The following is an 11,834-nucleotide window of genomic DNA, read 5'->3' as shown; positions in this document are numbered from 1 at the left end:
CCTTAGCCTGCAGCGGATAGCAATTCGTGGCGCGCAGCGACAACAGAGCAGATAGGAACCAGCGGTCACCGACGCGCGCCGCTACGTGGATGGCGACGGCAGTTCTCGCATTGGGTGGTTGTGCACTCCTGTTTGCCATCAATGGCGGTGTCGTCCGCCCTGCGGCTTTTCGTTCGAGCAAGGCTGCCTCTGCTGCCGTCTTTGTCGGCAGTGCAGCCTGCGCCGGGTGCCATCAGGCCGAAACCGCGTTGTGGAAGGAGTCCCAGCACAAGCATGCCATGCGGCACGCGACCGCCGCTTCCGTGCTTGGGAATTTCAATGACGCCCGTTTCGACTATTTCGGCGTCCATTCGCGGTTCTTCAAGAAGGAGAACAAATTCTTCGTCGAGACCGATGGTCCTGACGGCAAGCTTGCGAACTTCGAGATCAAGTACACCTTCGGCATTGATCCGCTCCAGCAATATCTGATCGAGTTCCCCGATGGCCGCATTCAGGCGCTTTCAATCGCCTGGGATAGCCGGCCGAAGGACAAGGGCGGGCAACGCTGGTTTCATCTCTATCCCAATGAGGAGATCAAGCACGACGACGTGCTGCACTGGACCAAGCTCAATCAGAACTGGAATTTCATGTGTGCGGAGTGCCACTCCACGGGCATCCGGAAGAACTACGACGCGGCCGAGGACCGCTTTCGCACGACCTGGACGGAGATCAGCGTCGGCTGCGAGGCATGCCACGGCAAAGGCTCGCGGCACGTCGCTTGGGCGCAGAGCCAGCGGAACTGGTTTGGGAAAGACGATGACCCGCGCAAGGGGCTAGCCGTCTTGCTGAACGAGCGGGATGGCATTAGTTGGCACCCCGATCCGAAGAACGGCAATCCGCAACGCAGCGTCGCTCCTGCGGTGACACGCAGGGAGGTCGAGACTTGCGGATTGTGCCACGCCCGACGCGGTGAATTTTCGGAAGACTGGGTACCAGGACAACCATTGTCCGACACGCATGCCGTTTCCCTTCTTGCTCTTGGCCTGTATCACGCGGACGGGCAGATGCTCGATGAGGTGTATAACTACGGCCCGTTCAAGCAGAGCAAGATGTTCGCAGCTGGCGTGACCTGCAGCGACTGCCATGACCCTCATGCCGCCAAGCTCCGCGCTCCAGGCGACGGCGTTTGCCTGCAATGCCACGCCTCCGACAAATATGAAGTTACCTCACATCATCACCACGAAGGCGTTGTGCCGGCCGTGGCTTGCGCGTCATGCCACATGCCCGTCAGCACCTACATGGTGATCGACAAGCGGCACGACCACAGCCTTCGAATTCCGAGGCCAGACCTCTCCGTAAAGCTTGGCACCCCGAATGCCTGCAACAATTGTCATGCCGACAGATCCGCACAATGGGCGGCCGACGCGATCGAGCGCTGGCACGGACCGGTCCGGAAAGGCTTTCAGAATTACGCCGAGGCTTTCCAGGCTTCCTGGACCGGCCGCGCCGACGCTGCCACACTGCTGGCTGTGGTGGCGGCCAGTCCCACCGCACCGTCCATTGCGCGTGCGAGCGCCCTTGGCGAACTTCATTCGCGGGTCTCACCTGCGAATATCGAGCTCGCGCGCAAGGGATTGGCAGATGCCGACCCGATGGTGCGGGTCGCAGCGCTTGACATGCTCGACGGCCTTCCGGGCGAGCGGATCTGGCCGTTGGTCGCGCCGCTTCTTGCCGATCCAAGCGGCGGCGTTCGTATCAGGGCGGTGTCGATCTTGGCCGCCGTTCCGACCGCGGCCCAGCCCTCGGCGGACCGCGCGGCCTTCGAACGGGCCGCTGCCGAGTTCATTGCGGCGCAACGTCTCAACGCCGACCGCCCCGAGGCACGATCGACCCTCGGAAACTTCTTTGCGCGGCGCGGATTGGCAGCCGATGCAGAGAGCGAATACAGGGCGGCCCTGCGGCTCAGCCCGCACTATGCGCCTGCGGCGATCAATCTGGCGGACCTTTATCGGCAGCTTGGCCGGGACCGCGACGGCGAAAGTGTTCTGAGAACTGCGATCACGTCTTCACGCCAGGACGCCGGCTTGCACCACGCCCTCGGGCTCAGCCTGACGCGGCAGAAGCGACCGGACGACGCGCTTGGCGAATTCCGCACGGCGAGCGAGCTCGAACCTGACCGGTCGCGCTACGCCTATGTCTACGCCGTGGCACTACATTCGTCGGGCCGCATCGGCGAATCGATTGAAGTCTTGAAGGCGAACCTGACCCGCCATCCGGACGATCGCGAGTCCCTGTCTGCTCTCGTCTCGTTCAGCCGCGATTCCGGCAACATTGCCGCCGCCCTTGAATACGCCGAGCGACTGTCCCGCCTCCTGCCGAATGACCGTGAATTGACCCGCCTCACCGACGATCTTCGCGCACGTTTGAAGTGAAGCGAATACAGCGATCACGCAGGAGATATGCCGGCTACGCCAGGCGTTGGCTCGATCGCTACAGGCTAGTTTCCACGAAAGACTGGCCTGCGCTTCTCTCGCTGAGCCGCTCGACCCTCCGCATAATCTTGACTGGCATAACATCGATCCGCCGCCCGCTGCGCACGTTCGAGATCCGGCGGTCCGTCGCGCCGAGCAAGTTCCTGGAATGCGATCCGCGCTGCAGCCAGACTAAGCGGTGCACCAGACAACAAATCTCCTACCGCCGCGTCCACGATAGTTGCCATCGCTCCGACGCTGTCGGCCAACCAGTTTACGAGCCCTAGACGAAGCGCATCCTCGCCTCCGTAGCGTCGCCCTAGCAATACCATCTCGCGTGCCTGAGCCAGCCCGACCACATTGAGGATGGTCGCGATATCTTCGAGCCGATAGGGCAGACCGAGCCTTACCGCAGGTACTCCAAACTGCGCGTTCTTCGTGCAGACCCTCATATCGCACATCAGAGCCAGCTCAAAGCCAGCTCCAAGGCAATAGCCGTCGATCGCAGCAATGCTCGGCTTGGTCAGTGCACGAAACCGAGTAGCCACATCGCGTTGCAGGGCGTTGTAAGCCGCTGCAGCGACAGGATCGGACCGAACCTTGTCGAACTCGCTGATATCGTTGCCCGAGCAGAAGCTGCGGTCGCCCGCGCCCTGAAGCACCAGGACACGGAGGGCGGCATCATCCTGCACGTTCGCCAGAAGCTCTGGGAAGGCGCGCCACATGTCCTGGTTGATGGCGTTCAGCCTGGATGGATTGGTGCAGGAAGGCGATCGTGTCGCTCTGATGGATCCGGACTATCTCTTCAGCGAACGGATTGTGCGTTTACTTGGCGCAGAGCCGGGCCACGTTCCGCTGCATCTCGATGCCGGCGACCCACATCCGGACTTCGACGTCCTGGAAGCCGAGTTTGCGAGCCGCGGCGCTCGGCTGTTCGTATTCTCTCATCCGAACAATCCGTCTGGCGCACTATTTTCGGAGGCAGTGATCGGCCGTATTGCGGAGCTGGCAAAGCGCTACGATGTCACTGTCCTTGTGGATGAACTCTATTCCAGGCTGATACACGAAGGATCTTTCACTCACCTGGCCGCGCAGCGCGGAATGTTTGAGCGTACAGTGACATTGCTGGGGCCGAGCAAGACCGAATCCTTGAGCGGCTATCGCCTTGGCGTGGTGGTTGCACCGGAGAAGATAGCTACGCGCATTGAGGACGTGCTGTCCGTCACTGCGCTGCGTGCGCCTGCTTATGCGCAGCACCTCCTCACTTGCTGGCTGCGCGAAGACCATGCCTGGCTGGCGGAGCGAATGACCGCCTTCACCGCGCTAAGGACACTCACCGAGCAGAAACTGCGTCAGCTTCCCTGGCTCAAGTGGCAGCCGCAACGTGGCACCGCCTATGCATGGGTCGACGTCAGCGCCCTTGAACTGCCCGGGCCGGCCGTGGCCGAGGCTCTTCTCTCGGAGGCTGGAGCGTTGGTCAGTCCCGGATACCAATTTGGCCCTGCAAGTGGCGGCCACTTTCGGGTTTGCTACGCGCGCGATGAGACCGAGTGGAGCTCAGCGCTGGATCGGATGGTTCGCTCGCTGGACACGCTGAAGAAAAGGCGCGGGGCGGTCGCATGACGACCCGCCAGGCGATCTCAACCGTCGTGGCGCCCGCACCGGCGGGTCCCTATTCGCAGGCCATCAGCGCAGAAGGACGATTTGTCTTTCTTGCCGGCCAAACACCTCGGACAAGAGACGGGCGGCGCATCAGCGATGCGCCGTTCGTTGAGCAAGCTCGTCTTGCGCTCGACAACCTCGAAGCCGTGGCGCGTGCATCGGGTCTTTCGCTTCGGCACGCCGTGAAGATAAATGTCTATCTTCGGTCTCTCGAGGACATCCCCGCGTTCAATCAGGTGTTTGCGGAATATATTGGTAATCCACCAGCGGCCCGCACGTTGACTCAGAGCAGCTTCATCGATTTCGCCGTCGAGATCGATGCCATCTTGCTGGCGTGACAAAAGATCGGTTCGAACAAAGAGGTGACATCATGATCCGATTCCGTCCGCACGCGCGCGAAGAATGATTGCTGGCAGCGGTCGGTCGAACGAGGATCCGGCTCCAGGGCCAAGTGAAAGAAGCGCGATATCGATCAGAGATTCAACGGTCGGCGCATCTGCAGGTGAACGATGCCCATGCCATAGCAGCGCCTTCGATCCTCCCGCGGCCGCCGCGAGCGGCCCGCTAGAAACGTGGGGCGCCCCCATCTTCTCATGCACCGTCTCTTGCCACGAACGCTTCCACATTGGGTCGAAGATGAGCACGAGTCCCTCATAACCTTCATCCATCTCAAGATGATAGGTCCAGGCCATCGAGGCAATCAGCATCTCACCCGGCTGCAATGCGAACGATCGGTGGGCATCCTCGTACCGCATTGTCCCCTTGAGCTGTCAAATAAGCTTAACGTACGTACCAAAACCAGCCAGCGCTGCTTTCTTACCCGAGGCGTCGACCATCGTCTGCGGAGCCAAAAGATGCGGAATCGAATGACCTTCGATTCGTCGGGACAAGACCGAGCGACGGACGCTGTCGTTTCGGAGCGCAACCGACAGATTCGGGAAAACTCGGTCGGCCTGAGCGCTTCCGCGCTCGAGTAACGGCATGAGGGCGTGCCTGCAAAGTTGGCGGAAATCATTGGATACGCAATCGACGCCATTAATGCCTACCCTCCAGCTAGGCCGATATCTTTCTATTTCAGCATCCGGCTCCTCCCAACGGCGCTCCGTTGCAACTGTAACAAACAACGCGAGGTGGGTCGTTGGCGCGACAAATTATGTCACCACGGCGACAAAACTCGAAACACCGAAATCGCGCCGTAACAAAGCCGATGTACTGCCCTCCCCCAATTGGAGCAGCAGAGAAGTAAGAGATGACACGAAGGCGACACGCACGACGTCCGCTGGTCGGTCGGACCGATTACCGTGATCGCGAAGCCAAGGTGTGCTGCGGGCATGACGCCCTGCACCGTCCTCGCCCGCCAAAGCTCTACAGCCTGCAACGTCAGATTTCTCGTCCTGGAAATTAGGCAGTGGCTTTATTGTTGCGGCTGTTTGCCCTGGTGGCCTTTGCCCTTCTGCCTGGAATCGCAATCCAGTTGTACAATGAGTTCGACCTCCGTTTCTCGCACCAAATGGAAGTGCAAGGGCTGGCGCTTGGTCTCGCCAAGCTCGCGGCCGCCGAGCAGCAGCAGATCATCCAAGGAATTCGCCAGGCATTGATTGCACTCTCGGAGCTTCCCGCGGTCAAGGCGAAGGACGCCCCCGGATGCGAGGCTTACCTCTCCAGAATCAAGGAGCGCGATCCGGAGTTCATTGATTTTATTGTGGTCGACATGAATGGCGATTCGTTCTGCGACTCGACCAGCGATTACAAGCCCTCGACCGCCGCCGGGCGCGCCTACTTTGCTAACGTCCTGAAAACCAGCAAGTTTACCGTCGGAGAGTTCGCGCACGGCCGAGCGACCGGCCGCAACGTCCTCCACTTTGCCCTGCCATTCTATGCCGACGATGGCCACATGGGCGGCGTCGTAATAGCCGCCCTCAGCCTCGATTGGCTGGCTCATTATCTCGCGCAGAAGGGCCCGCCCCCCGGCGTCGCCCTCGCCATTAGAGACCGCAACGGCACGTACCTCGCACGCTATCCTCGTAACGACCAGTTCGTCGGCCGGAGGATACCCGATGACCGTTACTTGCACTCGGATCACTCGGGCACAACAACCGCGCGCGACATTGACGGTGTGGAACGGATCGTAGGCTACACGGCGCTGCAAGAAGACGCCGGAGAGATTTTTGTTACCTTCGGCGTCGACAAGGCGCTGGCCTTCAGTCAGATCCAACGTCGTACGCGGCTAGGCATCCTTCTGATTGTCCTGGGCACGTCGGTGGTGCTGGCCTTGACCTGGTTTGGTGCCCGTCGGTTCATCCAGCATCCGCTGGGACAAATGGTTGATGCGGCCAACCAATGGCGGCTTGGCGACTACGCGCGTCGAGTGCATATCCGGGACAAAGGATCAGAGATTACCCGGGTCGCCGACGCATTCAACACCATGGCCGATGCGCTCGCGAACCGCGAACACGAGCTGCACGATGCCAAGGAGAAAGCCGAGCAGGCAGCGGCTCGGATCACGACAATATTCGAGAGCACGACCGACTGCGTCCTCATCGTCGATACAGAATGGTACATCACTTATCTGAACGAGAGGGCGAAGGCGCAGCTCGCTGTAGGATATGACCTCATCGGCATGAATCTGTGCGAGATCTTTCCGGATTGGACCGACAAAGACCTCTCGGCCCGAGCACATACGGCGATGTCGGAACAGAGCTCCGCGTCCGTCGAAACGTTCTTCCGGGATGTCTGGTACGCGGTCAATGCATTCCCATCCGGCGAAGGCATCGTCATCCTGTTTCGAGACATCACCGAACAGAAGCACGCCGTGGAGGCGCGGCGCTTGATGGAAGAACAGCTTCATCAGAGCCAAAAAATGGAGGCTGTCGGCCAACTCACGGGCGGCGTTGCCCACGACTTCAACAATTTGCTGATGGTGATTTCCGGCAACCTCGAACTTATCGAGAGCCGTACGGCAGACGACAAATGCGTCCAGAGACTCGCAGTAGCGGCGCGGAAGGCCGCCGACCGGGGTGCGAGCCTGACCGCGCAGCTTCTCGCTTTTTCCCGACGGCAGAAGCTGAACCCGAAGACGATTCACATTAATGCTCTCATTCGGGATTTTCAGGGACTGATCCTTCGCGCACTCGGAGACAGGTGCAAGATCAGCCTTGTCGCGGATGATCAACTGTGGCCATGCCATCTTGACCCTGCGCAGCTGGAGACAGCACTCCTCAACCTGGCCCTGAATGCGCGCGACGCCATGCCGGACGGCGGCAGGCTGGATATCGAGGCACGAAATATAACCCTTGACGAGGGCGCCATTGCCGGCGTCGCGTCCGGATCGTACGTCAAGCTCTCCGTCACCGACACTGGCTGCGGCATGCCGCAAGACACGCTGGATCGGGTGTTCGAACCGTTTTTCACCACGAAGGAGGTCGGCAAAGGAACCGGGCTCGGCCTCAGCATGGTTTATGGGTTCGTCCGGCAATCCGGCGGCCATGTCGCCATCGAAAGCACGGTCGGAATGGGAACCACGGTCAGTCTCTATCTGCCCAGATCCGGCCAAGCGTCCGATGTGGGGAGGGATATCACCCAACTCCAGGACATAGCAGCAGGGTCAGGCAGGGTTCTCATGGTCGAAGATGATCACGACGTCATGGACGTCACGTCAGCAATACTGAGAGAGCTCGGCTATGAAGTCCTCTGCGCCCAAGATGGCGCCGACGCCACCCGGATTCTGAGGGATAACAAGAAACTGGATCTGCTATTCAGCGATATCATGATGCCGGGAGGCATCAGCGGTGTTGAACTGGCTCGCGAAGCGAAGCACCTCTGCAGCGGCATCAAGATTTTGCTCACTTCAGGCAACGCGGCAGACACTTTGTCGCGCCACGGGGCAGAGGGCGAGTTTCCCGTTATCGGCAAACCCTTCCGTCGCGCCGAGCTGGCGCAATATCTGCGGATGGTTATGGGCGCAGCCTGAAATCATTGCCGGCTGGGAACGTTTCAACGCAATGCACGGGGCCTCACTCCCGCTCCGAATCCTTCCGCATCAACCTAGTCGTGTAACTATATCGATCGGCCGGGTGAATGCTGAGCGATACTTCGGCCATCTCGTTCGAGCTGAAGAGATATTGACGCCGGATCGCAAGCGCGTGCGCGCCCGGCGTGGCCTTCAAAGGCTCTGCCATGTCATGGGACACGCCGACCGCACGGATATCCTGACGAATTTCGCTGAATCGCCGGCCGGATATCTTTTCCACCAGCGTGCCGAAGATGTCGCGATGGTCCTCCATCCTGGATCGAACCTCGCGCGCAAAAGCGTCGTCAACGTAGACATCAGTCCAGCAGATCGGAGTCTTCGTTGCATCGCCGGGGATCATGCGGAGGCTCGATATGCGCAGCCAGCGACGCCCGGGCCGGCATCCGAGATCCCGTGCCAGCGCATCATCGGCGACGACCTCGGCAACCCGCTGGACGTGGCGTTCGGTTTCGACGCCGAACCGCTGCACGGCCTCTATGGATTCGAGCGCCTGGGTAAATCCGCCACCGCTGCGCTGCGGCGTCAGCGCTTCGACGCGGGTGCCTGCATTCCGCTTGCGGCTGACGAGGCCTGACGCCTGAAGTTCGCGCATTGCGGCACGCACCGTCGAGCGGCTCACGGCAAACTGTTCGGCCAGCTCGAACTCGTTGGGCAGAACCGAACCTATGGGATGTCGACCGCCCGCGATTGCCTCCGTGAGCAGGCGAGCAACGTAAGCGTAACGCGTTTCCACACCTGCCTCCGTTCTATCCGGTCAATGGAAGCCCAATGGGAGTGGGATTCGTCAAGAAAGGATGTTGACTCATCCTTTATGTACGTACATATTAATATGTAGGTACATAATATAACACAGGGATCCAAATGGAGTCGACGGATGGGCAGCACAGTTTTCGATTCGGCTTTGTTTCGCGACATGTTCGGGACTGCCGAAATGCGGGCGGTCTTTGCCGACGATGCGCTCATCGCGCGCTATATCGAAGCCGAAGTCGCCCTTGCCCGTGCCCAGGCCCGATTGGGCGTGGTGCCGAAAGCCGCCGCCGACGCCATCGAGGCGGCTGCGCGCTCCATCAAGATCGACGTCGAAAAGCTGCGTCACGAAACCGAGATCGTCGGCTACCCCATCCTTCCGCTTGTGCATCAGCTTTCGGAAGCTGCGGGTGAAGCTGGTCGTTACGTTCATTGGGGGGCGACGACCCAGGACATCATGGACACGGCCAACGTTCTGCAGATCCGGGCAGCGCTTCAAATCGTTGCGCGTGACCTGCGCGAGGTCCGTGACATCCTGGCGACGATGGCACGGAAATACCGCGACACGCCGATGGCCGGGCGAACCCATCTCCAGCAGGCGCTTCCAGTGACGTTCGGCTACAAGGCCGCGGTCTGGCTGTCCTCCATTGACCGGCATATCGAGCGCATCGATCAGGCGCTGCCGCGTATCCTGCTTGGCGAATTCTCCGGGGCCGCCGGCACGCTTGCCTCTGTCGGCGCCGCCGGCCTCGAAATGCAGAAACTGTTCTGCGAAGAACTGGGACTGCATCAGCCGTCGATCACATGGCACGTCGCCCGAGATGGCATCGCCGAGTCCGTGACTTTGCTGGGCCTCATCACCGGCACATTGGGGAAGATCGCGACCGACGTGATGCTGATGTCGGCGTCGGAATTCGGCGAGGTCTCCGAGCCGTTCGTGCCTGGGCGTGGTGCCTCGTCGACGATGCCGCAGAAGCGCAATCCCATTTCCAGCGAGCTGATGCTCGCGGCGGCGAAGGCCGTGCGGCAGCACGTCGCCGCGATGCTTGACGGCATGATCCACGATTTCGAGCGGGCGACCGGCCCCTGGCATCTCGAATGGGTGTCGCTGCCGGAGAGCTTCCTGCTGACGGCCTCGTCGCTGGCCAACGCCAAGTTCATGCTCGCCGGCCTTGTCGTCCATGAGCGGCGAATGCTGGACAATCTCGATCTCACCCAAGGCCTCATCGTTGCGGAGGCCGTGATGATGGCCGCCGCGCCAAAGCTCGGGCGGCAAAAAGCGCACGACGTCGTCTATGACGCCTGCCGCAAGGCCATCGAAGGCGGCGGACAACTCGCCGACATTCTCGCTGATGTGCCGGAGATCGCCGAAGCTCTCGGTGGCAAGGATGCGATCAGGCGTCACTGCGATCCCGCGAACTATTTGGGCCTGTGCGGCCCGATGGTCGATCGCGTTTTGGACATTTCAGGCGCGAACGCCGCTCGCGACGACTGATATCGCCCGCGCCGAGCACCCGATCTCATTAATGCGCCGCAGAGCGCCGCTTCAGCCCAACAGATGACCCCGGAGGACACCATGGCCGCCATGGCGACAACGCAGCGCGACGACATCGCTCTCGAACAGACCCTCAAGCCAACCAAGAAGGCCCTGTGGAAGAACCTCGGTCTCCAGGTTGCCGTCAGCATGGTGCTCGGAATCATCGTTGGTCTTGTGTGGCCCGAATTCGGCGCTTCCCTGAAGATCCTCGGTGATATCTTCCTGCGGCTGATCAAGACGGCGGTCGCGCCGCTGGTTTTTCTCACGGTCGCCGTCGGCGTCGTCGCGGCCGGAGACATCAAACGGGTAGGCAAGGTCGGGCTGATCGCCATGATCTATTTCGAGATCGTCTCGACGATTGCACTGGCACTTGGCCTGCTGTTCGGAAATCTCGTCGGGGTCGGCAAGAACCTCGATCATATCACTGCACCGGCAACAGCGACCAAAGGCGCCGAAGCCGCGACGAAGGCTGCGGCAACCTCGCACACGACATTCGACCAGTTCCTGCTCAACGTCTTCCCGGACAATTTCGTCGGGGCCTTCGCGCGCGGCGAGTTGCTTCAGGTTCTCGTCATCGCGTTGATCTTCGGCTTCGGGCTGATGGCGCTCTCGCCGGAGAAGCGCGCACCCATCGAGAGCGGACTGAACACGATCTCGACCGCGTTCTTCGAGTTCATCCACATCATCATGGCCCTGGCACCGATTGGAACGTTCGGCGCCGTCGCCTATGCCGTCGGCTCCAATGGAACAGCCGTACTCATTTCGCTCGCATACTTCGTGCTGACGTTCTACGCCTTGGTTATCCTCTTCATTGTGGTGGTCCTCGGCGCAGTCTGCGCCATGTTCAGTATCAATATCTTCCGGCTGCTGCGTTACATCCGCGACGAAATCATCATCATGCTGGGCACCGCCTCCTCGGAAAGCGTGTTGCCGCGCCTGCTGGAGAAGCTGCCGGCGTATGGAGCCTCGAAGCAGACGGTCGGGCTCGTCCTGCCGACCGGATACGCCTTCAATCTCGACGGCACCTCCCTGTTCATGTCGATGGGCGTGATCTTTCTGGCCAATGCTTATGGCGTGCCGCTCAGCTGGGAGCAGGAAATCGGAATTCTCGCGATCATGCTTTTGACATCGAAGGGCGCGGCCACGGTCTCGGGTGGTTCCTTCGTCGTCTTCGCCGCGACCGTCACGGCATCCGGAATTCTGCCGGTCGACGGCCTCGCGCTGATCTTCGGCGTCTATCGCTTTCTCTCAATCGCGCTTGCGACGTGCAACGTCATCGGCAACACGGTGGCAACGGTGGTCGTCGCGAAACTGGCCGGAGAGTTCGACGAGACCGCCTGGAAGCGCGTCGAAACTGCATAGCGCAAACTGAACTTAATCTCCGGTTTCGAGTCTCCACGGGAGGACA

9 protein-coding genes are annotated in these 11,834 nt (G+C 60.7%); 6 read left to right on the top strand and 3 right to left on the bottom strand.

Going from position 1 to position 11,834, the window contains the following annotated elements:
- Positions 1-89 precede the first annotated feature (89 nt).
- Positions 90-2,411 (top strand): tetratricopeptide repeat protein, encoded by a 2,322-nt coding sequence (locus YY7_RS50160; RefSeq protein WP_080663503.1) that lies wholly within the window; start codon positions 90-92, stop codon positions 2,409-2,411.
- A gap of 65 nt (positions 2,412-2,476) precedes the next feature.
- Here YY7_RS50160 and YY7_RS50155 read toward each other — a convergent pair whose 3' ends face one another.
- On the bottom strand, positions 2,477-3,175 hold the full coding sequence (locus YY7_RS50155) for an enoyl-CoA hydratase-related protein (RefSeq protein WP_051396410.1): 699 nt from the start codon (positions 3,173-3,175) through the stop codon (positions 2,477-2,479).
- Between YY7_RS50155 and YY7_RS50150 the strand changes: the two genes are divergently transcribed.
- Together YY7_RS50150 and YY7_RS0100610 are read left to right on the top strand one after the other, a co-directional pair.
- Positions 3,174-4,073: an aminotransferase class I/II-fold pyridoxal phosphate-dependent enzyme gene (locus YY7_RS50150; protein WP_051396409.1), complete on the top strand. Its 900-nt coding sequence runs from the start codon at positions 3,174-3,176 to the stop codon at positions 4,071-4,073. The genes YY7_RS50155 and YY7_RS50150 overlap by 2 nt on opposite strands.
- Positions 4,070-4,450, top strand: a complete 381-nt coding sequence (locus YY7_RS0100610) for a RidA family protein (protein WP_028161535.1) — start codon at positions 4,070-4,072, stop codon at positions 4,448-4,450. Before YY7_RS50150 ends, YY7_RS0100610 begins: the two co-directional genes overlap by 4 nt.
- Before the next feature lie 30 nt (positions 4,451-4,480).
- On the opposite strand, the gene YY7_RS0100605 is transcribed toward YY7_RS0100610, so the two are convergent.
- Entirely contained in the window at positions 4,481-4,867 is a 387-nt protein-coding gene (locus YY7_RS0100605; protein ID WP_155254975.1) for a hypothetical protein, read from the bottom strand.
- Positions 4,868-5,520: 653 nt separating this feature from the next.
- Between YY7_RS0100605 and YY7_RS0100595 the strand changes: the two genes are divergently transcribed.
- Complete coding sequence (locus YY7_RS0100595) at positions 5,521-8,082, top strand: ATP-binding protein (RefSeq protein ID WP_028161533.1); 2,562 nt, start codon at positions 5,521-5,523, stop codon at positions 8,080-8,082.
- 43 nt (positions 8,083-8,125) lie between these two features.
- On the opposite strand, the gene YY7_RS0100590 is transcribed toward YY7_RS0100595, so the two are convergent.
- Positions 8,126-8,875 (bottom strand): GntR family transcriptional regulator, encoded by a 750-nt coding sequence (locus YY7_RS0100590; RefSeq protein WP_028161532.1) that lies wholly within the window; start codon positions 8,873-8,875, stop codon positions 8,126-8,128.
- A gap of 141 nt (positions 8,876-9,016) precedes the next feature.
- Here YY7_RS0100590 and YY7_RS0100585 point away from each other — a divergent pair, with 141 nt between their 5' ends.
- Together YY7_RS0100585 and YY7_RS0100580 are read left to right on the top strand one after the other, a co-directional pair.
- Positions 9,017-10,384 carry a class-II fumarase/aspartase family protein gene (locus YY7_RS0100585; protein ID WP_028161531.1) on the top strand — a complete coding sequence of 456 codons (1,368 nt, stop codon included), beginning with the start codon at positions 9,017-9,019 and terminating at the stop codon, positions 10,382-10,384.
- A gap of 90 nt (positions 10,385-10,474) precedes the next feature.
- A complete protein-coding gene (locus tag YY7_RS0100580; RefSeq protein WP_051396442.1) occupies positions 10,475-11,788 on the top strand; it encodes a cation:dicarboxylate symporter family transporter in 1,314 nt (437 codons plus the stop codon).
- The last annotated feature ends 46 nt before the right edge of the window (positions 11,789-11,834 follow it).

Origin of the sequence: Bradyrhizobium elkanii WSM2783 (genome assembly GCF_000472865.1) — a bacterium.
GTDB lineage: Bacteria > Pseudomonadota > Alphaproteobacteria > Rhizobiales > Xanthobacteraceae > Bradyrhizobium > Bradyrhizobium elkanii_A.
This window is presented reverse-complemented; position numbering and strand designations above follow the sequence as displayed.